The sequence below is a fragment of the Paenibacillus sp. RC21 genome (assembly GCF_044907935.1).
Classification (GTDB): Bacteria; Bacillota; Bacilli; order Paenibacillales; family Paenibacillaceae; genus Paenibacillus; species Paenibacillus terrae_A.
Map to the genome: position 1 here is coordinate 188,398 of NZ_JBIYCS010000009.1, position 25,738 is coordinate 214,135.

Annotated in this window: 22 protein-coding genes and 1 pseudogene; 5 read left to right on the forward strand and 18 right to left on the reverse strand. The window is 46.5% G+C overall.

The window, feature by feature from the left end; all coding sequences use genetic code 11:
* Positions 1 to 648 precede the first annotated feature (648 nt).
* Positions 649 to 843: pseudogene (locus ABIA61_RS23135) on the reverse strand (recombinase family protein); the annotation flags it as partial.
* A 113-nt stretch (positions 844 to 956) separates the two neighbouring features.
* On the opposite strand from ABIA61_RS23135, the gene ABIA61_RS23140 reads away from it, so the two are divergent.
* The gene (locus ABIA61_RS23140; RefSeq protein WP_283652958.1) at positions 957 to 1,403 is read left to right on the forward strand and encodes a YhfM domain-containing protein; all 447 of its coding nucleotides are present in this window, start codon (positions 957 to 959) and stop codon (positions 1,401 to 1,403) included.
* 51 nt (positions 1,404 to 1,454) lie between these two features.
* On the opposite strand, the gene ABIA61_RS23145 is transcribed toward ABIA61_RS23140, so the two are convergent.
* Both ABIA61_RS23145 and ABIA61_RS23150 read right to left on the reverse strand, forming a co-directional pair.
* The gene (locus ABIA61_RS23145) at positions 1,455 to 2,075 is read right to left on the reverse strand and encodes a hypothetical protein (protein WP_404521008.1); all 621 of its coding nucleotides are present in this window, start codon (positions 2,073 to 2,075) and stop codon (positions 1,455 to 1,457) included.
* A 36-nt stretch (positions 2,076 to 2,111) separates the two neighbouring features.
* Positions 2,112 to 2,681: a hypothetical protein gene (locus tag ABIA61_RS23150; protein ID WP_044648697.1), complete on the reverse strand. Its 570-nt coding sequence runs from the start codon at positions 2,679 to 2,681 to the stop codon at positions 2,112 to 2,114.
* A 543-nt stretch (positions 2,682 to 3,224) separates the two neighbouring features.
* Between ABIA61_RS23150 and ABIA61_RS23155 the strand changes: the two genes are divergently transcribed.
* On the forward strand, positions 3,225 to 3,383 hold the full coding sequence (locus tag ABIA61_RS23155) for a hypothetical protein (RefSeq protein ID WP_404581317.1): 159 nt from the start codon (positions 3,225 to 3,227) through the stop codon (positions 3,381 to 3,383).
* A 192-nt stretch (positions 3,384 to 3,575) separates the two neighbouring features.
* On the forward strand, positions 3,576 to 4,406 hold the full coding sequence (locus ABIA61_RS23160) for a PPK2 family polyphosphate kinase (protein ID WP_404521009.1): 831 nt from the start codon (positions 3,576 to 3,578) through the stop codon (positions 4,404 to 4,406).
* A gap of 147 nt (positions 4,407 to 4,553) precedes the next feature.
* On the opposite strand, the gene crcB (ABIA61_RS23165) is transcribed toward ABIA61_RS23160, so the two are convergent.
* The 3 genes from crcB (ABIA61_RS23165) to ABIA61_RS23175 form a co-directional block, all read right to left on the reverse strand.
* Entirely contained in the window at positions 4,554 to 4,910 is a 357-nt protein-coding gene (crcB, locus tag ABIA61_RS23165; RefSeq protein ID WP_404521010.1) for a fluoride efflux transporter CrcB, read from the reverse strand.
* On the reverse strand, positions 4,907 to 5,308 hold the full coding sequence (gene crcB, locus ABIA61_RS23170; RefSeq protein ID WP_404521011.1) for a fluoride efflux transporter CrcB: 402 nt from the start codon (positions 5,306 to 5,308) through the stop codon (positions 4,907 to 4,909). Before crcB (ABIA61_RS23170) ends, crcB (ABIA61_RS23165) begins: the two co-directional genes overlap by 4 nt.
* A gap of 106 nt (positions 5,309 to 5,414) precedes the next feature.
* A complete protein-coding gene (locus tag ABIA61_RS23175; RefSeq protein ID WP_404521012.1) occupies positions 5,415 to 6,725 on the reverse strand; it encodes a replication-associated recombination protein A in 1,311 nt (436 codons plus the stop codon).
* Positions 6,726 to 6,748: 23 nt separating this feature from the next.
* On the opposite strand from ABIA61_RS23175, the gene ABIA61_RS23180 reads away from it, so the two are divergent.
* On the forward strand, positions 6,749 to 6,910 hold the full coding sequence (locus ABIA61_RS23180; RefSeq protein WP_404559652.1) for a hypothetical protein: 162 nt from the start codon (positions 6,749 to 6,751) through the stop codon (positions 6,908 to 6,910).
* Positions 6,911 to 7,081: 171 nt separating this feature from the next.
* On the opposite strand, the gene ABIA61_RS23185 is transcribed toward ABIA61_RS23180, so the two are convergent.
* From ABIA61_RS23185 to ABIA61_RS23235, 11 genes are all read right to left on the reverse strand, one after another.
* A complete protein-coding gene (locus tag ABIA61_RS23185) occupies positions 7,082 to 9,223 on the reverse strand; it encodes a HelD family protein (protein ID WP_404581318.1) in 2,142 nt (713 codons plus the stop codon).
* Between the two features lie 401 nt (positions 9,224 to 9,624).
* Complete coding sequence (locus ABIA61_RS23190; protein ID WP_483874923.1) at positions 9,625 to 11,421, reverse strand: ABC transporter ATP-binding protein; 1,797 nt, start codon at positions 11,419 to 11,421, stop codon at positions 9,625 to 9,627.
* A 97-nt stretch (positions 11,422 to 11,518) separates the two neighbouring features.
* A complete protein-coding gene (locus ABIA61_RS23195) occupies positions 11,519 to 12,817 on the reverse strand; it encodes an NCS2 family permease (protein WP_283652968.1) in 1,299 nt (432 codons plus the stop codon).
* A gap of 49 nt (positions 12,818 to 12,866) precedes the next feature.
* The gene (locus tag ABIA61_RS23200) at positions 12,867 to 13,616 is read right to left on the reverse strand and encodes a tRNA threonylcarbamoyladenosine dehydratase (RefSeq protein WP_014282962.1); all 750 of its coding nucleotides are present in this window, start codon (positions 13,614 to 13,616) and stop codon (positions 12,867 to 12,869) included.
* Between the two features lie 156 nt (positions 13,617 to 13,772).
* Positions 13,773 to 15,551, reverse strand: a complete 1,779-nt coding sequence (gene aspS, locus ABIA61_RS23205) for an aspartate--tRNA ligase (protein ID WP_283652969.1) — start codon at positions 15,549 to 15,551, stop codon at positions 13,773 to 13,775.
* A gap of 84 nt (positions 15,552 to 15,635) precedes the next feature.
* Positions 15,636 to 16,880 carry a histidine--tRNA ligase gene (hisS, locus tag ABIA61_RS23210; RefSeq protein ID WP_404581319.1) on the reverse strand — a complete coding sequence of 415 codons (1,245 nt, stop codon included), beginning with the start codon at positions 16,878 to 16,880 and terminating at the stop codon, positions 15,636 to 15,638.
* 666 nt (positions 16,881 to 17,546) lie between these two features.
* Positions 17,547 to 17,999: a hypothetical protein gene (locus tag ABIA61_RS23215; protein ID WP_404581320.1), complete on the reverse strand. Its 453-nt coding sequence runs from the start codon at positions 17,997 to 17,999 to the stop codon at positions 17,547 to 17,549.
* A 50-nt stretch (positions 18,000 to 18,049) separates the two neighbouring features.
* The gene (locus ABIA61_RS23220; protein WP_283652972.1) at positions 18,050 to 18,556 is read right to left on the reverse strand and encodes a type 1 glutamine amidotransferase domain-containing protein; all 507 of its coding nucleotides are present in this window, start codon (positions 18,554 to 18,556) and stop codon (positions 18,050 to 18,052) included.
* A 160-nt stretch (positions 18,557 to 18,716) separates the two neighbouring features.
* Positions 18,717 to 18,941: a hypothetical protein gene (locus ABIA61_RS23225; RefSeq protein ID WP_152643857.1), complete on the reverse strand. Its 225-nt coding sequence runs from the start codon at positions 18,939 to 18,941 to the stop codon at positions 18,717 to 18,719.
* 39 nt (positions 18,942 to 18,980) lie between these two features.
* The gene (dtd, locus tag ABIA61_RS23230) at positions 18,981 to 19,427 is read right to left on the reverse strand and encodes a D-aminoacyl-tRNA deacylase (protein WP_137064039.1); all 447 of its coding nucleotides are present in this window, start codon (positions 19,425 to 19,427) and stop codon (positions 18,981 to 18,983) included.
* Between the two features lie 137 nt (positions 19,428 to 19,564).
* Positions 19,565 to 21,742 (reverse strand): RelA/SpoT family protein, encoded by a 2,178-nt coding sequence (locus tag ABIA61_RS23235; RefSeq protein ID WP_283652973.1) that lies wholly within the window; start codon positions 21,740 to 21,742, stop codon positions 19,565 to 19,567.
* A gap of 268 nt (positions 21,743 to 22,010) precedes the next feature.
* On the opposite strand from ABIA61_RS23235, the gene uraA reads away from it, so the two are divergent.
* The gene (uraA, locus tag ABIA61_RS23240) at positions 22,011 to 23,321 is read left to right on the forward strand and encodes a uracil permease (protein WP_044648345.1); all 1,311 of its coding nucleotides are present in this window, start codon (positions 22,011 to 22,013) and stop codon (positions 23,319 to 23,321) included.
* A 140-nt stretch (positions 23,322 to 23,461) separates the two neighbouring features.
* On the opposite strand, the gene ABIA61_RS23245 is transcribed toward uraA, so the two are convergent.
* Positions 23,462 to 25,420, reverse strand: coding sequence for a methyl-accepting chemotaxis protein (locus ABIA61_RS23245; RefSeq protein WP_404581321.1), 1,959 nt, complete (start codon positions 25,418 to 25,420; stop codon positions 23,462 to 23,464).
* Positions 25,421 to 25,738 lie beyond the last annotated feature (318 nt).

Genomic DNA, 25,738 nt, shown 5'->3' on the forward strand with positions numbered 1-25,738 from the left:
GGGTATATTATGTAGACAAGATATCAATAAGCTTCTCATCTAGTCTCATTAAACCTCAAAAAACCTTATTGTATCAATGCTTTTCGTTCACTACTTTTCATTCTAGTCATATCGAATTACCATTAGCTGAAGAGTATCCATAATAAGGTGTATGCAAATTAAATCCCCCTTTATTCAGATAGGCCAACTATGTAAAAAAGCTCGCCCCTTTTTATTGTTAAGGGGCAAGCTGAAATTGTACTTTTTTCAAATCACTATGTTATCCCACAATTCTAAAATAGTCTTGTCGGCAATCTTCCCATTAGCAAACAACTCTCTTGCTGATTCAAACGACTGCGAAAAACTGTCTCTTTCACGAGTAAGAAAGTACTCTTCTTCATTCTGGCTAATCCAATAGCTATCATTCTTATAGTAACTTGTTCATGAGGCCACTCTGGATGCTGCTTTGAATTTCCATGATTCGTATAGTCTACATCGTGTACAGCTCTTCCATTCTCATCATAATATCTTCTTGTTTTTATCTCACCTGTATTTTTATCCAGAATATCAATAGATGAGTTAGGTTCACCTTTAGCCGGATGTGGATTCGTTGTCGTACTTGTATGATTAGATGAAGGAGTACCCTAACAAATCAGGCGTGATCTCCTGCTTAGGACGACCAAATTTCACCCCTGCTGCTTTGGCTACCTCTATTCCTTCACTTTGTCGTTGTTTATTTTTCAACCTTTCCTGTGCAGCTACGTAAGCAAGCATACTTAGGAATTGATCCTCAAGAAGCCTTCCAAAATCACCCTCACGAATCATTAACCGCATTGCCTGATAGCGAGGTCGGTCAAAATTCTTCCCACACTATTATCTATTTTTATACATTACAACAAAATTATTCTTTAAACTGAAACATTTCACCAATTCGGATCGTCTATAGAGTAAAATTCAGAAAGGGGATTTGTTCTATTATGCGGAAGAATGGAATATTGTTTTTGATTATCGTGTTGTTGTTAATAACAGCTTGTAGCTCTAACGCTGAAAAAATAGTTATTTCTCAAAGCGGGAAGGGGCAGGAGAAAATAATAGTCTACAAACTACAGAAGGACGCAACACTGCAACAACAAACAAAAAAAGATGTAATTGCTACATTTAATGATACTTCGGACACTATGATATTTATCAATGCAATTAAGGAATCAGAAAAGTTATCAGGTATAGTTAATACGGATTCTCCAAATTACGAAGTTACATTCCAAAAAGATGGAACAAAAGATTCTTATTATTTATGGATTAACAATAACGATCCAACCAACAATGCTATGTATGTGAATAAGGACGATACTCATACTGCGTACAAGATATCAGTCAACTCCACAAATTCGATAAATAAATTACTTGAGAGAATTAAAGATTAGCTAAAAAGGTCTGTTCTTTTGTTTAAATAAAGAACAGACCTTTTTTTGAATTTATTTCAAATCATATTTTTCCAATACTGATTTTCGGAATTGTTCTTTTGAATCTTGTTTTTCCCCCGAAATACTAGGGGATTGAGAAGAAGGTTCAATAGCAAACTTTCCGAGATCCATATTGATTACGCTATACTGTCCTTGTGTATTTTTCTTGAGAAAAATAATACTTTTTTCATTTTGCTTCAATTCAGTATAATCCTCATAAGCTATTTTTTTCTTGCCCCCAGCATCTTTAATATAAGAAATCGGTTCGACTATAGACAAAGGTTCTTCTGCGTTCAGTGCTACACCTTCGGGTGACTTAATTACCTTGTCAATTTTTACATTAGTAAGTGTGTAAAAGTCTTGAATAGTGCCATCATCAAAGCTCGTAACGATATGTTGACGATCGTCAAAACCCTGTAAAGGAGTCCCTATCACAATAAGTTCTGCATTGGAGTCCAACTCGTCTGCCGTTCCGTATTCAATATAAGAAGCTTCTAACGAGATTTTTGGAGTATTTAATTCTGAAAATTTTGGAGAAGCATTCGTGGATGTAAAAAAAAGACTCCCTGAAGCAATCAGTCCCCCTACCGCTAATACAGAAATACCCAACTTTATTTTTTTATTAAAAGTCATAATAGTGCCCCTTCCCTAAATTAGTTATTACGCTAATTAGTTTCCCCACTTGGCAATTAAGGATTGCTTGTCATATGCTTGAACACCGATAGACTGAATACCTTGTTTCATAACAGAGCTACTAGAAGTTGATGGATGCGCTTGAGATAACGTATGGCCAATCTCATGGGTTGCGTTGGAGGTTTTTTGTGCGGAATTCATACCGAAAGCCTCCATCTGATTATGATAAATTGCCACAGTAGCAAATGCCCATCTATCGCTTACACCTGCTACACCACCAGATGTGTTATAAGGAGTCGTTACTCCCAATAAACCAGAAGTAGCTGTAGAACCAACATAATATTTGTCTGGAGTTCCACTCGTCGATGTCGTTTTACCGATGTTTACTGATCCAGACGCAGCGCTCCAATCAGAACGTGCGGTATCATAGGCACTGGTATAGCCATTCGTAGAAACAGAGGAATCATAATATGCATTAAAATTGGCTGAGCTTCTCCCTCCGGTAAAGCTAGTTGCAAAAGAAGTGGAACTAATAGAAATCACGGCAATAGATAATATTCCGACCATGGAAAAAAGCTTTTTCTTGGAAGCTAATAGTTTTTTCAAGGTTAGCACCCCTTTTAGGAAATTTGGAAATCTTATTATCATTCCTGACGTAACAGAAAACCACTAAATCATTGGCAGCACTTGCTACACTCACTACTAAGTCCAAACGCATCCACCAGTATTAAAGACACTACAACTAGAGTCATTGAGATTTTATTTTATTTTGTTTTCAACTCAATCCTCCCTTTTATTTGGACATTTCCACTATTAATATACAGTCTATTGTTACAACAATCTACCATTTAAACAAAATATTTCATAATTCGACATCAATTTGATTCTTTATTCCTACTTGAAATGTAAGTTTATAGCTCTGCTTCAGGCTCAATATACGCTTTTTGAAGCTCAAGGCTTCATAAAAATTTCGGGTTTAGATCGCTTACTTCTAATTAATGATATGGAAAAGAGTACTCAAGTCTACCTATCTCAGCAAGAGTAAGTCTTTACCATGTCAAATCGTTCATCAAAATACTTCAATCGTAAAAATCAGGCCATATTTGGAAATCTCAATGTTCGATTGATATATCAGACGAAGTAATTGAAATGTTGCAGAAGCAACATGAAAGAGTCTTTATGGAAAAAGAATTAGCTGGAGAAATGTATGTAGATATTGAATTAGTCTGTTGCACAAATATTTGGAAAGCAAGTTTTCCCAAACACAATTACAAGGCTGATGAAAAGAAAGATAGAATAATTTACTGAGTAAAAAGAAGTATCTGATCCACTAGAAATTGAAGAAAAACTCTGTGACCAAAAGCGTGACCAGAAAGTCGAAAATGTAGCCGTTTAGACCAAGAAAAGCAAAGATACATAAGGAATTTTTGATAACACCCCCATTTGGGTATATGATGTAGACAAGATATCATACTTCAATTGAAAAGGAGCGTGCCTTTTATGTCTGATTCATTAGGAATGCTGACACCGGGTAAAAAAGTTTCTTTAAAAGAATGGAACCCCAAGGATACGAAGGATATCAAAAATAAAGAAGAAATTCAGCAGGAAACAGATCAATTGAAGGAACGCTTCGCGGAACTACAAAGCAAATTATTTACGGAGAAAAAACAAGCCGTTTTGTTTGTATTTCAGGGTATGGATTGCAGCGGAAAAGATGGCGTCATCAAGCAAGTATTTTCCAACCTCAATCCGGCGGGGGTGACTGTCCACAGTTTTAAATCGCCTACAGCCGAAGAATTAAGTCACGACTTCCTGTGGCGTGCCCACAGCGTAACTCCGGGGCGGGGATATATCGCGGCATTCAACCGCTCTTATTATGAGGATGTACTGATTACACGTGTTCACGGTCAGGTATCCGACAAGCAGGCCAAACGAAATATTAAACACATCAAACATTTTGAACAACTGCTGCTGGATAACGGTGTAAAGGTCGTCAAAATCTTTTTACATATTTCAAAGCAATTCCAGTTGGAAAAGCTGATCGACCGAATTGAAAAGCCGCATAAAAACTGGAAACTTGATCCAAGTGATTTGCAGGAACGTAAATTTTGGAAGCAATATACCCAATATTATGAGGACGTGCTGGAGCTAAGCGCAACCAAGCAGGCTCCGTGGTATGTCGTTCCTTCGGATAACCGTTGGTACAGGGATTATACTGTGCTGCGCATTGCCGTCCAAACGCTGGAGGAGATGAAGCTGTCCGATCCTGAACCAAGACCGGAACTGGAATCCCTTTTGCCTGAGCTGTATAAAGAACGGGATAAAAAATAGCTTCGCAGGCGCAAGTACTCTATCATGTGTTTGTTAACATATCAAATAAAAAAAGCTTTCAAAGCCTTACTCATGGCTGAAAATGCCGCGTGAGGGATTTGGAGGCTTTTTTTGCGTTTTACAGACTATTTTGGAGACTTATAAAGTTCAACTAATCATATATCCAGCCGCCGCCGCCGTTACTCCTACCACCACGGAAGACAGCACATAGACAGCCGTACGCCGATATTCTCTACGTTCGATCAGTTGGAGAGATTCATACCCGAATGTTGAAAAGGTGGTATAGCCACCACAAAAGCCTGTTCCCAGCAGCATCCAGAGTACAGGAGACAGATTATGCTGCGTAAATTCGCCGTACAGCCAGCCGAGCAGCAATGAACCACTGATGTTAATGATCCACGTTCCCCCCGGAAATGCGGTGCCAAACCTTTTTCCAACCCACATGCCAAGCCCGTATCTCGCCAATGTACCGACCATTCCACCTGCCGCCGCCCACCAGATCATAAGTTGTCCTCCTTGGGGGCAACTTGCGTCATTTTCGTGCCCAGACGAATACCAGTCCATGTCAAAAACAGACCTCCACATACACTGAGCAACAGATACAACACAGCCGTAAGCGCACGATCATGAACCGTCAGACGCACGGCATCCACTGCAAAGGTGGAAAAGGTTGTAAAGCCCCCAGTAAAACCTGTTCCGATGGCAAGTCGCCAGCGAGGCTTGATCCGCCACGACCGCAAAGTTACCGTAAAGAACCAGCCGAGAAACAGACAGCCGATCCAATTAATGAACAGTACGCCAAGTGGAAAATCGGCCCCTGCCGCAGGCAGCAATGTTTGTACGCCGTAACGGGCAGAGGTTCCGAGTGCTCCACCTGCCCCGACGAATAGCACGTCTTTCATCTTTATATCCCCTTCTTCACTCTTGCAGTATTCATGGTGTAACCATAACAGCGGCTCGGCTGAACCTGATCTTACACACTACGTATATCCGTCTGCTACATATATTTTACGACTGTGAATCCCGCCACTGCTGGTTTTGTCTGATTTTCGACTCATTCCCCTGCTCTGTAGCCTGGTAAAAGGTCCGGTCTGTTATCGAATCAGGCAAATATTGCTGTTTCACATAATGGTTCGGATAATTGTGCGGATATTGATAACCGACATGACCGAGCTTCTCCGAGCCTTTGTAATGTGCATCTCGCAAATGCAGCGGCACCTCAGCAGATTTGATGTCGTCCATAGCCGACATGGCCCGTGAAATCGCCGTATATACAGCATTCGATTTCGGACTCTCCACGGCGAACAAAATAGCCTGCGCGATGTTCAGCTTGGCCTCCGGCCAGCCGTTATTGCGATAGGCTTCAAGCGCACTCACTGCCTGCACCATCGCCTGCGGATTTGCCAGGCCAATATCCTCGCTGCTCGCTGCGATAAGACGGCGGAGAAAGGTCATCGGGTCCATGCCGAGCTTCTCCACAGCGTACAGAAACCAGAACAGCGCCGCGTCGCTAGAGCCGCGAATGCTTTTGTGAAAGGCGGACAGCACGTCATACTGCGTGGACTCGTCTGCCTTGACAATCGGGCGGCGAATGGATTCCTCCGCGACTTCTAACGTCACGTGAATCGTGCCGTCTGCCAGCGGAGGCGTCGTGAGCGCCGCCAGTTCCAGCGCGTTCAAGGCGCGGCGGATATCGCCGTTCGCCATGGACGCGATGTGATCCAGCGCAGCTTCGTCCACCTGAAGCTGCATATAGCCGAGCCCCTTGTCCGCATCACCCAAGGCACGGCGCATGGCTGCCAGCGAATGCTCCTGCGTCAGCGATTCGAGCTGAAACAATGTAGAACGGCTCAGCAAGGCACCGTTTACATAGTGAAAAGGGTTTTCGGTGGTGGCGCCGATAAACACGATTGTGCCCTTTTCCACCGCAGGCAACAATGCATCCTGACGCGAGCTGTTGAAACGATGTACCTCATCGAGAAACAGGATCGTTTTTTTGCCATACATAGATTTATTCGTTTGTGCGCGGTCAATGACTTCCCTCACGTCCTTCACTGACGCTTCCACTGCATTCAAGCGGACAAATTCGCCTTGCGTGTGTTGTGAAATGATATGCGCCAGCGTCGTCTTGCCACATCCCGGCGGCCCGTACAGGAGTATGGAAGAAACCTGATCTGCCTCTATAGCTCTTCGCAGCAGCTTGCCCGGACCGACGACATGCTCCTGTCCAATATATTCGTCCAGCGAAGTCGGACGCAGTCGGTCAGCAAGCAGTCGATTGCTTGGCGTCGAATCCTGGGAATATGAAAATAAGTCCATTTCATTCACTTCCTTATGGTGATATGAGAGAACACTCTACCCCTGCGGGTCCATTTGCATTGCGTTCGCCCATGCAGTTGAAAAACCTGAAAATTCAAGCGATCTATCATCCTAAAAACGGTATGAACCGCCTTTTATTCTACCATACCCACAGACAAGTTGCAGATAGCACGGTCACGGCATAGCTATATATTTACATACCTGCAACCTGGCAAGTAAAAGAAAGAACAGCCGAACGAAAGATGAATTTCGCGGCTGTTCTTATTGCTGATATGACTCCCATGATGTTCACCATTATGGTAGCTTAAGCAGTTACTTAAACATCAACTCAAGCGCTAATTTAAAATGTCCTTTCCTTACTTCACCTGTTCCTGTACATAACTTGGAAGAGTACCCTCATGTAACAGCCACAGCTCATGCAGCGCACGGGTACAGCCCACATACAGCAGCTTGGCATCCCATGCCAGCTCTCCATAATGTTCTCGGTCGGCATCCACTATAATGACTGCGTCGAACTCCAGCCCTTTGGACAGGTACACAGGTAGAACGGACAATCCGCCTTCGTATTGCTTTTTACCGCCGTCAATCAGATTCACATCTAATCCTGCATTCGTAAAAGCCTCATGCAGCTCCACTGCCTCCTTCAAGGTACGCGTCAGCACAGATACAGTGCGATATTCCTTGGAAGAAAGCTCTTGCAGAGCGGTCAGCAAACTCTGTTCACGCCCCGATGTACCGTATGGCAGTGTACGCACCGGATCGCCGCTACGGAATACCGGAACGGCCGCAATGCCGCCGCGAACCCCCTGCTCCAAAATCGTATTTGCAAACTCTATAATCTCCAGCGTAGATCTGTAGCTTCGGGTAAGTGCAAAATACCCCGTATGTTCCGGCGCAAAAAGAGAACTCATTTCTTCCCAGGCATGTACGCCACGGTATTCGTGAATACCCTGCGACAGATCACCCAATATCGTGAATGAATGCCCTTTAACGAACAAATCCAATAGTGCGATATGAAAAGGTGAAAAATCCTGCGCTTCATCAATGACTACATGGTCAAAACGTTGAGACGATTCTACCTCATGAATCAGCACGTGAAGATATACCAACGCAGTAAGATCCTCTTCGCGGATAATCTGTTTACGCAGGTCCGACTGTGTGGTCTTAAAAATAGCAGCAGGCAAAGAAGCCTTCAACTCCGCAGCCGTGTCTGCGGGTAATCCTTTTGCTGCCTGAAAAAGCTGCTTGTAAAGCGTCAGCGCGTCGTATTGGGGCCATTTTTTAGCATATGCCTTTTCCCGGGGTCCCGCTTTTTTCTTGCGTTCCTTGAGCGCAGCCGACGAGGGCGACTTTTTCAGCTCCATTTCAATCCAGCGATGGACTCTTGCAAGCACACGTTCTTTTCGCTTCGCGAGCGGATAGGGCTTGTATTCCTCATTGAACCAGTTCAAAATCTCGGCTCGCGGAAGCACCGCCCCATCCCATGGTGAAAAATCACCCTCCGGCACCGAAACAGGCTCCAGCCGCTCCACAAAAGCTTGAAGCAGTTTCATGAAGTGAATCGAACCTTTGAATCGTCCCGGCGCCTCATCCATAGATTCCGTTCTGAGGCTGCCGCTCTCAAACCAATAAGCCAACGTTTCAGCAGGATCAGCTATAGGTAAATCCAGACCCAACAAATGAAGCGCCCAGTCCGCAAATGTACTTTGCTGAATATTTCCGACCCCCAGCTCTGGAAGTACATCTGAAATATAATCGAGAAACATATGATTCGGTGCAAAAATAACCATCTTGTCCGCAGATACTTGCTCCTTGTATTGATACAGCAAAAATGCGAGACGATGCAGCGCTACCGTTGTCTTGCCACTACCCGCTACCCCTTGAATGACGAGGGCTGTATTTTTAGCGGCACGAATGATTTGATCCTGCTCTGCCTGAATCGTAGATACGATATCCCGCAATCGATTATCCTTGTTCTCTCCCAGACGATAGACGAGAAATTCATCGGAAACCGCAGGCTCGTCGCTTTCACGATTATACGTATCAGCTACCCGTTCCAGTATTCTTTTACGAATGACAACGTTGCGCTTTAGATACACCAAGCCCTCAATCGTTCCCTCTGGAGCCTCGTAGGACGCGGTTTCTTCACCGCCTGTAAAAGAATAAAACAAGCTGGCAATCGGCGCGCGCCAATCAATCACAAGCGGATACGCAGACGCTTCCTCGCGCTCCACTCCGATTTTGCCGATGTAGAGCGGCTTACGCTGTCCCCTGCCACGTTCGTCAAAATCCATGCGTCCAAAATAAGGCTCCTGCGCACTTTTTGCCAAAGCCTGGCGTTTTTCCTCCCGCCCGGATTCCAGCACCTGCTCCGTAAAATCATGTCCCGTGTACACCGGCGTATTGCGAAGCCGTTCCAATCTGCGATCAATTTCTTCCATAGCAAGCGACAGCCTGTGCTGTTCTTCTTGATAGGCACTTTGAAACCCGTTCTCCATTTCAGTTACCTCCTAAGAATATCAAGTCTCGATTTCTGTATCCCATTCATTTGCTCCGACACAAAAAAAGGAAAGTAAGCGTAACACATTAAACCCAAAAAATCCAACCTTATTTCCTAATACGCCCATTTCTATATGAAAAATCCTTGCCCTTGGCTCTTATGCTCTTGTTCTTGGATCTTGATCTTAGCCCTTGAACTTCCCCTGCCCTTCACATAAAGTATGGACCCTTGCGGCACCAGCGAAGCGGGTGATTTGAATCCGAAGAAGCGGAGCGTTCGCCTTTGCCTCTGAATTCCAACCTTCTGTCTTATTACAATCAGAGGAATTCAGAGGCAACAGCGATCGGAGGATCAAATCACACGCGAAGCGGCCTCAAACGCGCTCCATACTCCTCTCCCTCACACTTCCACAAACTGCTTCTGAGCCAGCTCTCGGTACACTTCATGGGACTCAATCAGCTCCGCATGGGTTCCTGCACCGGTCACCTTCCCCTTGTCTAACACGATAATCTGATCGGAATGAACCACAGTAGACAAACGGTGAGCGATAACAATGGTCGTACGGCCTTCCATCAGATTTGCCAGCGCTTTCTGCACCTCATGTTCGGAAGAGCTGTCCAGACTGGATGTAGCCTCGTCCAGCATAAGAATATCCGGGCTACGCAGAAGCGCACGAGCAATGGCAATCCGTTGACGTTGCCCACCGGAGAGCTTCATCCCCCGCTCACCCACCTCAGTCTCATATCCTTGCGGTAAATCCATAATAAATGCATCCGCATACGCCATCGTGGCTGCTTGTCTCACTTCCTCCAGATCAGCTTCCCGTCCCAAGCCATACGTGATGTTATCTCTGACCGTTCCGGTCATCATCGAGCTTTCCTGGGACACATAGCCGATTTTGGAGCGCCAGGAGGATAATGTATACAATGATATCGGTTCGTCTCCATAACGAATCTCTCCTGTATCTGGTATATAAAAACGCTCCAGCAACGAAAACAGAGTGGACTTGCCGCTCCCGCTCGGTCCGACAAATGCAGTTGTCCGGTTAGCCGGAATGACCAAGCTGGCATGATGAAGAACCTCTTCACCTTCGGTATAGGAAAAGGCAACATTACGCAGCACGATATCCCTGCTTTCTTTTGTTGCTTCCTGCTTCAATTCCAGCGGCTCCTCTTCATGATCCAAAATAGTCTGAATTCGTTCCGTGGCACCTACCACCTTTTGCAGACGTGAATATAAGGTCGTGAACTGGGCCATCGGTGTAATCACCTGAAACAGCAGCAAAATGAAAGCTACCAAATCCCCGGCAGTCAGCACACCCGATGCGACGCGAACACCACCAACACCCAAAATAATGACCAGCACTGCGGTCAGCAAGAAAGTAGAAATTGGACCTACAAGGGCCAAAATACGTGACTCTTGCAAACCAAAGCGGAACATTCGGTAAATCCGATCCTCTCCGGCCTGTGCTTCCCTGCTTTCCGTCCCGTATGCCTTTACCAGCCTGATCTCTCCGATAACCTGACTCAGTACCGAGGTCAGATCAGCCATCTCATCCTGCTGCTTTTTGGAGATACGGTACATTTTCCTGCCCACGGGAAATAAAATCAGCGCTGTTAATGGAACGATAGCCATAATAATGAGTGTCATGACCCAATCCAGATAAAAAAGCAAGGCAATACCGCCAATAATGGCAATTACGTTAGAAATCAGATTCACAAGATACTCTGTAATCAGGTTCATAATGAGGCTTGTATCATTGGTGACACGACTCATCGTATCCCCAGAACGATTCCGGTCAAAATACGGAATGGGAAGAGACAAAATTTTATGCCATAAGCGTTTGCGCAAATTAGCCACAATTTTGTGTCCGGCATAGTTCAGCATATAAATGGAAACCGCTGAAGCCACAGCCTGGAGCACGAAGGCCCCAAGCAAGCCAAAAATGACCATTCTGTTCAATGAAGAAAAGGTCAAACCATCGATCAGTCCCTTGGTCATCAGCGGTACAATTAAACCGGCAGTCGTCTGAATCAGAGTCAGGATCAGGGCGATAATAAGAATGGCCTTGGGAGGATGCGCACTCGCAATCAATTTGACAAATCGGCCCATGCCAGCCTTATCGGGTTTTTTATCCGGCTTTTCCTTCATTCGGTCCTGCTGTTCATCCTGCTGTAGATGATGCTCCTTTTCCATAAACCATGTACCTCGCTTCCTGTCTGACCATTCTTCTCCAAACAACAACACCCGCGCTGTGCGCGGGTATGAACAGTACAGCCTAAATTTGAGTTTACTACACCAGAGAATGAAGCACAAAGTTAGCCACAAATAGCACGGAAATGATATACAATGCGACAGGCACTTCCTTGCCGCGCCCTGCTGCAAGTTTGGCTACGGGATATGCAATAAAACCAAATGCCATCCCGTCTACAATGCTATAAGTAAAAGGCATCATCACCATGATCAGAAATGCAGGAAACGCCTCGGTAAAATCACTAAAATCCATTTCACGCACATTTTGCACCATCAGACCGCCAATGATGATGAGCACGGGTGCAATGGCACTATCCGGAATGTAAGCTAGCAACGGAATAAAAAAGAAGGTTGCCCCGAATAAAATGGCAGTTACCAGCGGCGTCGCCCCTGAGCGACCTCCTGCTGCAATACCAGCCGTCGATTCCGCAGCCGCTACTGCCGGACTGCTCCCTAAAATACCGGCAAAAATATTGGTTACCGCTAACACTCGCAGGCTGTTCTTGAACGTGTCCGGTCTTCCGATCATGTTGGTCTGCGCTGCAATCATCCCAATGTTTTCGAACAGAACAATCAGCAGTAGCAGAAAAACAGCGATCCAGAAGGCTACCGAAACGATGCCTGAAAAGGATAGCTCACCAAACAATTGCCCATACTGCCGCACTGTTTCAGAGGTTCGCACCCCGCTTGTCGGTTCTACAGCTCCCAGCACGTAAGCAAGCCCTGTTCCTGCCAAAATACTAATCAGCAGTCCTCCCTGCACGTTGCGCACAAACAGCACAATAGCGAGCAGCAATGTTACACAAGCCGTGATTACCTTTGGATCATTAAAATGGCCGATAGCGACAAAAGTCGTTTGGTGAGCAATCACGATGCCACTTTTTTGCAATCCGATAAAGGTCAAAAACAAACCAATTCCTACCGTAATTCCGTGCTGCAAATTATGGGGAATCGCCTGGCTAATCAGCTTGTACAAGGACGTAAATGCAACAACGGCGAATAAAATGCCTGTAATGGTGACCACCATCAATGCTTCCTGCCAGCTCAGCTTCATAGAGTGTACGAGCGTATAAGTGAAAAAGGCATTAATCCCCATCCCTGGTACCACAACCATTGGGGACTTTCCGCCAAAGGCCATAAGCAGGCAGCCGATAATCGACGTGAGCAGTGTACCCAGCATTGCCCCTTGTAATGGAATCCCGGCATCTGCCAAAATGGTCGCATTGACCATTACAATATATACAACGGAAAAATAGGAAATGGCACCAGCAGCCACTTCCTTTTTCCAATGATGCTCGGGTTTGAAACCGAGACTTCTGGACAATAGTCCACCCTTCATACCAAAACCCTCCAGCAAGTTGTTCGATCTGTACCTACTAATTTCAGACTTACACGCCAGCGTTGTTTAACAAATCCTTGACAGCCACACTGACCATGATCAATCCTGCCACGGGAGGTACAAAAGCATTACTCGCAGGCGGCTGCTTCGCCTTCCGGATTTCGGGTGCGTTCGCAGGTACGATTTTTTTCGTAATCTCTTCACGCGGCTTCATCGGTTCCTCATCCGAAAATACGACCTTGACACCTTTTGTAATGCCTTCCTTACGCAGCTTGGTGCGGATTACACGGGCAATTGGGTCCATTTTCGTTTGGGAGATATCCGCCACCTGAAAACGGCTTGGGTCCATTTTATTGGCCGCGCCCATACTGGAGATCATCGGAATGCCCCGCTTCAGACATTCCTTGATCAAATGAATTTTGTAAATAATCGTATCCGAGGCATCCAGCACATAATCCAGATCGTACTTGAACAGCTCCTCATACGTTTCTTCCGTATAAAACATGTTCAGTGCAATCGCTTCACATTCAGGATTAATCAGCTTCACGCGCTCTACCATCAGATCAGCCTTTTTTTGGCCTACCGTTGTCGTCAGGGCATGAATTTGGCGGTTAATATTAGTAATATCCACGACATCCTTATCAATCAAAATGATGCGTCCAACACCCGTACGCGCCAGCGCTTCCACTGCAATGGAGCCGACACCACCGATACCTAGCACGGCTACCGTGCTATTTTTCATAACCTCTAGCCCCTCAGTCCCGATGGCCAGCTCTGTTCTTGAAAATTGATGCAGCATATGGTATATATCCTCCCTCACTGATTTAGACACTATGCTTGAACTCCATGCATACAAACCACGAACCCATTATCCATAAGAGGGTAACGGGTTCATGGCATTTTTCTTCGCTATTCACAGGCCCAAGTAAGGCACTTATAGAATCAAATGTTCGTCTTAAGCTTTAGGAGCAACTGGCTTCGGAGCAAGACGGATATGAAGCTGCTCCAATTGAGCTTGATCCACTTCGGATGGTGCATCCATAAGCAGGTCTGTCGCACTGGCTGTTTTCGGGAATGCAATCGTTTCACGCAGGTTTGTACGGCCTGCAAGCAGCATCACAAGACGGTCAAAACCGAAGGCAATACCTCCATGTGGAGGAGCACCATATTCGAACGCATTCAACAGGTAGCCGAATTTATCTTTAACTTCTTCCGGCGACAGGCGGAGAGCATTGAACATTTTTTCCTGAACATCACGTTTATGAATCCGCATCGAGCCGCCGCCCACTTCGTAGCCGTTCAGCACGATGTCATAAGCCTGGGCACGAACTTGACCCGGGTCTGTATCCAAGAGGGCAAGGTCTTCGTCTTTCGGACGTGTGAACGGATGGTGTTCCGCCACATAACGTTTTTGTTCTTCGTCATAGCCGAGCAGCGGGAAGTCTACAACCCATGCAAATTTGTATACGTTGTCGTCGATCAGACCCAGTTGACGGCCAATTTTCAGACGAAGCGCGCCCAATACATCAGCGACTACTTTTTTGTTATCCGCAGAGAAGAGCAGCAAGTCGCCTTCTTCGGCTCCTGTACGCTCTCGCAGAGCTTCGATTTCTTCCGGTGTAAAGAATTTAACGATAGGCCCCTTGAATTCGCCTTCTTTCACTTGAATCCAAGCCAGACCTTTGGCACCATAACGTGCAGCATAAGGACCCAGATCATCAATGTCCTTACGGCTCCATGTGCCACAGCCCTTAGCATTGAGGACTTTAACCTCGCCGCCCTTTTCGATTACAGAAGCAAATACCTTCACGCCGCTGCTTGCCACGATATCATTGACATTAATTAACTCAAGGCCAAAACGCAGATCCGGCTTGTCAGAGCCGTACTTGTCTATCGCATCTGCATGTGTAATCCGTTGGAACGGTGTTTCGAGTTCGACACCAATCGTCTCTTTGAACAGTTTGACCATAAGCTTCTCCATCATAGGCAACAAGTCATCCTGTTGCATGAAGGAGGTCTCAATGTCGACCTGGGTAAATTCAGGCTGACGGTCAGCACGCAAGTCTTCATCACGGAAACAACGTGCAATTTGGTAGTAACGCTCTACGCCACCCACCATTAGCAATTGCTTGTAAATTTGCGGCGATTGCGGCAATGCAAAGAACTCGCCCTCATGCACACGGCTTGGCACCAAATAGTCACGAGCACCCTCCGGCGAGCTTTTCGTCAAAATCGGTGTTTCCACTTCGATGAAATCTTCTCCGTCCAGGAAGTCACGGAATACTTTTGCTGCTTTGGAACGCAGTCTCAGCGTCTGGTGCATCTCAGGACGACGCAGGTCCAGATAACGGTATTTCAAACGCAGCGACTCGTCTACTTCCACGCCATCCTCAATGAAGAATGGAGGTGTTTTGGCTGCATTCAATACTTCAATTTCCGTAATACGTACTTCAATTTCACCAGTAGGCAGGTTCGCGTTAATGGTTTCTGCATCCCGCTTGACGACGGTACCGGTAACCTCCAGCACGTATTCACTACGAACACGGTCCGCGATTTGCAGCGCGTCACCGGAATATGCCGGGTTAAACACGATTTGTACAATCCCGCTGCGGTCACGCAGGTCGATAAAAAGTACGCCTCCCAGGTCACGACGGGTTTGTACCCAACCGTTCAATGTAACTGTTTCTCCGATGTGCGCATGGGTTAATGCGCCGCATTGATGACTCCTTTTCATAATACACACTCCTGTTTATGTTTTAGTAGTTGATGCTATCTGACCAGCCGAAGGAAGTTCCACCCGACTGAATGTTACTCTGGATTAACCTAGCTCTTCCACCAGTTGATCCAGCTTGACGGTACGCTGCTCGCCAGTTTCCATGTTTTTCAGTGCAATTTCACCGCGTACCAGCTCATCCTCGCCCAAAATCGCAGTATATCGTGCTTTAAAACGATCTGCCGATTTCATCTGTGCCTTCATTTTGCGACCCAGATAATCTCGCTCTGCGGCAAATCCGGCTTGGCGCAGCTTGAACAGCTGTATGGTCACTTCCGTTTCTGCCGCTTCACCCAACGCCACCATATAGACATCCAGCGGCTTGGCTTCGTTCAGTTCGACACCCTGATGCTCCAAGATTAGCTGAATCCGCTCCAGTCCGATGCCGAAGCCTATACCCGGCTGATCCGGTCCGCCCAGATCGCCAACCAATCCGTTGTAGCGTCCGCCCCCACCGATGGTGTCAATGGCTCCAATTCCTTCGGCTTTAAATTCGAACGCGGTCAACGTATAGTAATCCAGCCCCCGTACCAATCGCGGGTTGACTGTATATTCCACGCCCATGGCGTCCAAATTTTGCTTTACCTTCTCAAAATGCGTGCTTGATTCCTCGTCCAAGCTATCCAAAATGGAAGGCGCACCGCCAAATTTGTCCTGGTCATCCTTGCTATCCAGCACTCGCAACGGGTTACGCTCAATACGCGCTTGGCTCTCCTTGGTCAATGTATCCTTGATCGGCAACAGGAAATCTACCAGATGCTGACGGTAAGCTGCACGACTGGCTGCATTGCCGACTGAGTTAATCTCTACCTTTACCCCCTTCAAGCCCAACTCACGGCAGAACTGATACCCGAAAGCGATAACCTCTGCGTCCAGTGCAGGATCTACCGCACCTAAAGCTTCAATACCGAATTGGTGGAACTGGCGCTGACGTCCAGCCTGTGGACGCTCATAGCGGAACATTGGACCGATATAATACAGCTTCGTTACATCCGGCTCCCCATACAGCTTGTTCTCCACATAGGAGCGAACCACGCCTGCTGTCCCTTCCGGACGTAAAGTCATACTACGTTTTCCTTTATCCTCAAAGGTGTACATTTCCTTTTCCACCACATCCGTTGTTTCACCCACACCCCGAACGAACAAATTCGTTTGCTCGAACATCGGTGTACGGATTTCACGATAATTAAAGCGGCGGCTAATTTCGCGGGCTTTTTCCTCGACAACTTGCCATCTTTCTACATTGCCCGGCAGCAAATCCTGCGTTCCCGTCGGTTTTTGAAAGGCCATTAACATATCCCCCCGTCTGTGTATTTCTTGTTTCAATATAAAACAAAAAATCCCTCGCCCTGTTAAATTAACAGGGACGAGAGATTGTCGTTTACGAATCACCCGTGGTACCACCCACATTCCGGAGTTTGCCTGGACAACCAGCGTAAAAAACGCTCAGTGCCCGTCAGCATTGCGCTGACTCCGCTCATACGTATAACGCCCGTAACGCGCAGTACGGCTATTATGCAGGATCATCGCCTGTTTGGTACAATTACCATGTACTCTAAGCGTGTATGCCTCAATTGTTCGCCGTCTGTTCTCGGGGAAGTCATTCGTCCGCTCATCAAGGGAATTTTTACAGCCTGGAAATTCCTCTCTGCGCTTGTGGGTTCGGAGTACTTGGTCCCGTCATCAAATCATTTTTCATTATTTTATGATTTTAAAGAACCGCTTCGACAAAGTCAAGACATTCCCTTCACAATAAGACAAATAAGTCCTATAAAAAGAAAATAACCTGCGGAAACGGTCCGCAGGTTCAAAAGATATATCAAAAGGGGGTCATGCTGTTATTATAAACAACGAATATTAAGGAATGATGTTTCGAATATTACAATTGTATTACAGCCGTTCTATAACATCTGAATTCCTCAATTTTTCGACAAACCCGTGACAGTTTTTTCAGCTTTAATCCAATTGTGCTACATAACCGCGATTGGAACGAAGCTTATGAACAACCTCATCGTAGTCAGCATCGTTCACCTTCGCAGATAACACATACCGTAATTCATCCTGATCACCGTTAATGTAGACGTCTGTCGCATGAAGTAGGCCTGTGTCGTGATCCGTCGTTCCGCTGCGGTCTTTGTTCAAATCCCTGCGTGCAGTGCCACGGTCAGCCTCGCCATTCTCCGCCTCTGGAATAATGTTCTCACTATAAGCCCCAGCGACAGGTATCGCCGCGCCAGCAGTGCCAGTGTTGTTATAGGGTAACATTGGGATTAATACCCGCGTGTCCCTGCCGAGCGCATCATCCAGCGCACCTACTTCCAAATGCTCCGTTCTATAGGCTTGCAGCGAAGATCTGGCGCCCTCAGCTTCATCTTCAGTGCGAAAATAAGCCTGAATTTGCTTTTCCATATCAAATCCTCCTCAAAATGGGATTGTACAGGCATGAATTCCAGTGGAATTTACAGTACCTTCAACAGCTCACGCACAAAAGCAGGCTCATCTTTAGGTGTACGAGACGTAATAAAGTTTCTGTCCACAACCGCCTCGCGATCCTCAAAATGCGCACCCGCATTAATTAAGTCATCCTTCAAAGGAGGATAAGCTGTAATCGTCCGTCCCTGTAACAAATCAGCGCTCGCCAAAATTTGCGGACCGTGGCAAATCGCGCCGATCGTTTTCTTTGCTTCATTAATTTCAGTCACAAATTTTAGAACATACGCATCCAGACGCAGATTTTCCGGGGATGATCCGCCGGGAATAACGACAGCATCATAGTCACTTGACTCCACATCCGCAATGGATTTTTCGATGGTGTAGCTTACTTTTCCCTGCTTGCCGTTCACCTTTTCGCCTTGTTTTAGCCCGATAATATCCGCCTCATGTCCGGCTTTCTTTAATTCATCGTAGGGCACTTGCATTTCGGAATCCTCAAATTGGTCGGCCAACAAAAACGCAATTTTACTCATATCGTTCAGATCTCCTTTCCGGTTATCCTCAAAGATGAGTTGTAAGTTAAGTTTGTGACAAATTTTGATTTGTCTACCACGCTTTGTTATTACCCGCTTGATCTATTTTTATAACAATTCGAAGCAGTGAAAAAGAAAAAGGAGCCTCTCGGCTCCTTCCCTATCTGCGTGGCAAAGCGCCACGTCCCGGCTTGTCCATAGCTGCTGCAACATGCTGCAATAACGTATCACTCTCACGAGTGAGGCTGGTTGCCTCCTGAATGCTACCGGGAAAAAAAAGTGCAGCAGTTCGATAACCGTCCATTTTCGGGGTTTGACGCATGGCTTCGTCTCTCCTGTCACCCTTAAAGCTATCCATCTGGCTAAACACCAGCGGAGATGACATTATCCTCCCCCTTGAACGGTCATTTTATACTGCTCCACGTTACGAACGTTCGCTATCCAGAATCAGCGTTACCGGACCCCAGTTGGTCAATGACACATCCATCATGGCCCCGAAAATTCCCGTCTCGACCTCCAAGCCTTTTGCTCTTAGCTGACTGTTGAAAAAATCATACAGCTTCTCTGCTTCCTCAGGCTTGGCCGCCCCCATGAAGTTTGGTCTTCTGCCCTTACGGCAGTCACCATACAGCGTAAACTGAGAAACGGACAAAATAGCTCCGCCAACATCCAGCACACTGTCGTTCATTTTGCCTTCAGTATCCTCAAATATACGTAATCCCGCTGTTTTGTCCGCCAAATAAACGGCATCGGCCGCCGTATCTCCCTGACCAATACCAACCAGCAGCATCAATCCGGTTCCGATCTTGCCGACCACCTTTTGATTAACCGCTACCTGAGCGTCTTTACAGCGTTGAATAATAATCTTCATCGCCTGTCCGCTGTCTCCTTTATCCTTGCCCTTTAAAAGCCTCCTACAGGCACGCCACGTCTCTTTTAGCAACATAACGTGTCTCTATACCAAAATGCGTTACAAAGGCTGTAAACCTATTTGCACACCCACAAGGGCTATTGCATAATCCGGTGAACAGTGTACACATCTTTCACCCGTTTGATTCGTTCAACAACAGAGTGCAAATGATCCGTATTGCGGATGAGAATCGTAATGTGAATCATCGCCATTTTATTTTTGTCCGTACGGCCTGTAACGGCTGAGAAGCTGGTTTTATTTTCTGAAATAGCCTGAAGCACCTCGTTCAACAAGCCGTTACGATCATGTCCCGTAATCTCAATATCGACGCTGTAATTCACTTCTGCGGCTTCTTCCCACTCAACCTCGATCACACGCGCCTGATCTTCGCCCGTACCCGAAGGGATATTAGGACAATCCGTGCGGTGAACAGATACCCCGCGTCCACGTGTTACATAACCGATAATGTCGTCTCCCGGCACAGGGTTACAACATCGTGCAAAACGAACGAGCAAATTGTCTACGCCTCTGACGCTGACACCATTGGTCGGTGTTTTTTTCCGTTCGCCCTGCGGCTTATATTCCTTGACCTCGGTCGTCAGCTCAATCAGCCGCGCCTCTTCTTGCTCTCGTCGCAGCTTCTCTGTCAAACGTGTACAGACCTGCGCTGCTGTAATTCCACCGAAGCCGATGGCAGACAGCATATCCTCGATATCGTTAAAAGAAAACTTTTGCGCAACTTCCTGAAGCTTGTCGTCGCTCATCCACACCGAAGGCTCTATATCGCGTTTTCTCAGCTCGCGTTCCAGATTCTCACGGCCTTTTTCGACATTCTCCTCACGCTTTTCCTTCTTGAACCACTGCTTGATTTTACTGCGCGCGTGAGAGGACTGGGCAATTTTGAGCCAGTCCTGACTAGGTCCATAAGAATGCTTGGACGTCATAATTTCGACGATATCGCCGGTTTTAAGCCGATAGTCCAGCGGCACAATTCTTCCGTTTACCTTGGAGCCAATTGTGCGGTTCCCGACTTCGGTATGGATCCGGAAAGCAAAGTCCAGCGGAACCGATCCGGCTGGCAGCTCAATAACCTCTCCTTTTGGCGTAAATACAAAAACAAGATCGGAGAAAAAGTCCATTTTGAGCGATTCCACAAATTCCGACGCGTCCTTCGCCTCATTTTGCAACTCCAGAATTTCGCGAAAAAAGGTGATTTTATCCTCAAAATTGGTGTTATTCGATCCATTTCCTTCTTTGTAGGCCCAGTGAGCCGCGATCCCGAACTCAGCAGTACGGTGCATATCCACCGTGCGAATCTGTACCTCGGTTGGTTCGCCATTCGGACCTACTACTGTCGTATGAAGGGACTGATACATGTTGGCCTTAGGCATGGCTATATAATCTTTAAACCGCCCCGGCATCGGCTTCCACAATGTATGGATAATGCCCAGTGTGGCATAGCAGTCCTTAATGTTATCCACAATGATCCGAATCGCCAGCAAATCATATATTTCATTGAATTGCTTGTTTTTCGTCGTCATTTTTTTAAACACACTGTAAATATGCTTGGGACGCCCGGATAGATCGGCCTGAATGCCCATCTCTTCCAGCTTCTCAGCGATGCGTTCTATAACGTTATCAATAAACTGCTCCCGCTCTGCCCGCTTCTTATGCATCAAATTGGCGATGCGATAATATTGCTGAGGATTCAGATAGCGCAAAGCAATATCTTCCATTTCCCATTTAATCGCTGAAATACCCAGTCGGTTCGCAACCGGACAGAAAATTTCCAACGTTTCATAAGCGATCCGGCGCTGGCTTTCCTCGGACTGGTATTTCAAGGTGCGCATGTTATGCAGACGATCCGCCAACTTGATGACAATGACGCGAATGTCCTGTGCCATGGCAATAAACATTTTTCGATAATTTTCGTTCTGTTGTTCTTCCTTGGAACGGAACTGGATACGCTCCAGCTTCGTCAGACCATCGACAAGCATCGCACATGTATCGCCAAAATGCTCGCGAATCTGCGCCAAAGACACTGTCGTATCCTCCACAACGTCATGTAAAAGAGCGGCGATAATGGAGATGGTATCCATCTGCATATTAACGACGATATCAGCAACCGCAAGCGGATGCAGAATATAAGGTTCACCGGACTTGCGAGTCTGGCCTGAATGGGCCTGCTCGGCAAAATCGTAGGCTTCCCTGATGCGGATAAGATCTGCTTCTCTGGTATAGGCCCCGGCCTTTTTAAGTAATTGCTCTATCCCCATTCTGCTCTATTCCGTGTCCTTTCTATGCAAAATGGAACCCGCCGATCATGTCGCGCAAAGGTTCCCTTTTAAAAGTGATTTCCTATAATTATGACGGTTACCACGTCACACGTCAACTATTACAGGTTTGGCATTGTCGTGTCATTCCGACACATATAGGTCAATGAAATCAGGATTGTTGGCGAAATGAAACGAATTATATTGAAAAAAATACGAAAAGTAATTAATGTATATAAGAATAATTGAAAGAACTAAGGAGTGAACTGCGTTGCAACGCGAAATTCAAGTTAATGAAAAGCTTCCGGCAGGACCCGGGTTCCTGCTCAGCGTACAGCATTTGTTTGCCATGTTTGGCAGTACCGTGCTGGTACCGAATATCTTCGGTGTCGATCCCGGCATGATTTTGCTAATGAACGGAATTGGCACATTGCTGTACATCTGGATCTGCCGTGGCAAAATTCCCGCCTATCTCGGCTCCAGCTTCGCTTTTATCGCTCCAGTTAGTCTCGTGCTTAAAAACAACCCTGGTGGCAATGGTTATGCCATGGCCCTCGGCGCTTTCATTGTTACAGGTATTATTTTCTGCCTTGTTGCGCTGGTGATCAAATATGCCGGAACCCGGTGGCTGGACGTTGTATTCCCACCGGCTGTCATGGGCTCCATCGTAGCCCTGATTGGTCTGGAACTGGTTCCGGTTGCAGCAGGCATGGCAGGCATTATCAATGCCGATCCCACCAAAGCCTGGACCCCGGATCCCAAAACCATTACCCTTTCCCTTGTTACACTAGGTGTCACTGTTCTGGGAGCCGTGCTGTTTCGCGGGTTTGCCAAAATCATTCATATTCTGATTGGTATCGTGGTGGGGTATGTGCTCGCTTATTTTATGGGTATGGTAAACACGCAAGCAATTGCGGATGCTCCTTTTTTCGGACATCCTGCAATTACCACTCCAGTATTTAACACCTCGGCTATGCTGACGATTCTTCCGGTCGCTCTGGTCGTTATCGTGGAGCATATCGGGCATTTGCTTGTGACTAGCAATATTGTCGGACGCGAGCTGTCCAAAGATCCCGGCCTGCATCGTTCGCTGCTGGGTAACGGTATCTCCACTATCTTTTCTGGTTTTGTTGGCTCGACGCCCAATACAACCTATGGTGAAAATATCGGTGTCATGGCATTAACGAAAGTGTACTCTGTATGGGTCATTGGCGGGGCCGCTGTCATTGCCATCCTGTTGTCCTTCTCAGGCACCTTCTCGGCGATTGTTTCCAATATCCCGGCTCCGGTCATGGGCGGCGTATCCTTGCTGTTGTTCGGTGTCATCGCTGCTTCCGGTCTAAGAATCTTCGTGGAGCAAAAAGTTGATTTCGCCAAGCCGACTAACATGCTGCTTGCTACGGTCGTACTGGTCGTCGGAATCAGTGGTGCTACACTCACTTGGGGCGCTGTTACCCTCAAAGGTATGGCGTTGGCTACAATCATCGGGATCATCCTTAGCTTGTTCTTCAAGCTAATTGACGTACTCGGCTGGTCCAATGATAAAACTCAGGAACCCTTGACAGAAAAAACACCGGATTGATGCCTGTCCCATCACATTAAAAATCGCCGACTCCATGTGCTGCGAATGAACACCACCTGCCAAAACGGCAAAGCGTGTTGAGCCACAGTCCATGGAGAACGGCGATTTTTTTATTGCAGCGCCTGTATTTTCAAACAACATCACACACGAAAATGGGATACCACCTGATTGAGCGTGTCAGAAACGCTTGTAAGCGACTTCGCTGAGCTATCCAGACTTTCCAACGCTTTCAGTTGCCGTTCAGATCGTTCAGAGGCTTGCCCAGCACGTTCAGCAGAAGCTTTTGCAATATCGGCAAGGTAACTAATAGATGCCGCAACTTCCTCTGAGCCTGCTGACATTTGCTCCGAAGCCGATGAAACCTCCTGCACTTCAATCGCCACCTGCTGGATATCCTGATTCATCGCAGCAAAACGCTGTTCCACCTCCTGCAAAATTGCCACCCCTTCATCCATCTCCAGAGTGCCTTGTTGCATCCCTTCCATTGCTAATTTCGTTTCTTCCTGCATAGATCGGATTCGGCTCGTAATTTGCTCCGCTGACTGGCTGACATTTACGGCAAGCTTGCCGATCTCTGAAGCCACAACAGCGAACCCTCGGCCATGCTCACCCGCACGTGCGGCCTCAATAGAGGCATTCAGCGACAGTAGCTTGGTCTGCCCGCTAATTTCCTGAATGATCCCGATAATGCTGCCGATCTGGGCCGACCGTTCATTCAACGAACCTACTACCTTGCCTGCTTCATCCATAGATACCTTCGCTTTGTGCATTCCTCGGGTGACCTCGGTCAAACGTTCATTTCCTTGATGAGCCTTATGTTCAATGCCTGTGGTAGCTTCAGATACCTGCTGTATGGATTCGGCAATACGTTGAACGCCAACAGCCATTTCCTCCATCGCAGTCGCACTCTCTGCCGCAGCAGCCAACTGTAGTTCTGCGCCTTCTTTTACCTGAGCCAGCTCGTCAGCATTGTGCTTCGCATCCTCAGCTGCGCCAGAAATATCCCCGGAAATAGTTGAGGATACCGTCGTAATCACGCCGGATTCTTCGCTCAAGCGACTTGCCATCCCCCTTGTAGCAGCAATCACCTCATTGATTCCCTCTGCCATTTGACCAAACTCATCTTTACGATGATGAGATACTTCAACTGTATAATCTCCAACGGCCATGCGATTCGTTATCTGCATTATTTTTTTAATTTCTTTGACCATTCCTGAATTGCTAACCAGCAAAGCCCCCATGATCAACAGGATTCCGATAGCACTAACGATAAGGAGCAGTTTAAGCATTTCGTTCGCAGGACGATTCAGCTCCGAATCCGGTAGCAGCACCCCAATTTTCCAACCGGTTTGCGGTATTGTATCATACAATATCCGATAATCCTCATTCCCGATGGACGCGGACAACTGCCCGGAAGCACCATTTTGGATAGCTTCTGCCTCCTCCATACCCAACACTTTCGCCAGCGGTTCACCTGCTTTTATGGATTGGAGTCCCGATGACAGGATCGCTCCATTCTTGTCCATCAAAACCGCGCTTCCTTGGGCACCGAATTTCATCCGTTCGATATAGGCTTGAATACTCGCCATACTTAAGTCACCCGTAATGACACCCATCAGCTTACCTGTTCGGTCATAAAATGCTTTTCCGGCAGTAATCATATTTACTTTCATTTTGGAATCGTAAAAAGGCTCCGTAAAGTTTATATCTTTACCTCGCTCAACAGCCCCTGTATACCACAACTTTGTTAAATAGTTATATTGGGGATCATCATATTCAGTCGTTTGCTTCATTTGTTTACCATCTCTATACACATAATTGGATCGATATGTCGTATCAGGCTCATACGCATCCTTGGCGAAAAAAACACCCAGACCATAGGTCATATCATTCAATGCCAACTCTTGTTCATACAAATGACCATAATCTTCAATTTTCGTTCCTGTCCCCAGCTGTTCTGCACTCTTGGCCAGCATGGAGACAAGTAAAGCATGCCGATCCACATTAGCTGCAATATCTGCTTTAACTCCCGACAGAGAGTGGGTAGCATTCTGGCTAATTTCCGCGTCCAACTTTTGCTTGGCGAAAAAGTAAGACAAAAAACTGATTAAAATCAAAGTCAGGAGCACAAGGGGAACCAAGGTAGAGAATGTTCGTGCTTGTAAGCTTTTAAATTGAAATGTACGCAATATGACCACCCCTGCCCCTTTTTATTGTTTATCGACAATTCGTTCAATTTTTTTATAACGATTTTCGTAAATGAATTGAAAGTTTATGTTAATTACATTTCTAACCAAAAACACATACCTATACAAAAATAGCCCGATGGAGCAACTCTTTTAGAAAAGAGAGGTTCCATCGAGCTATTTTTGTTATTCATGCTCAAATATTTCCCGGGAAACCCCCAGGCTTTAGAG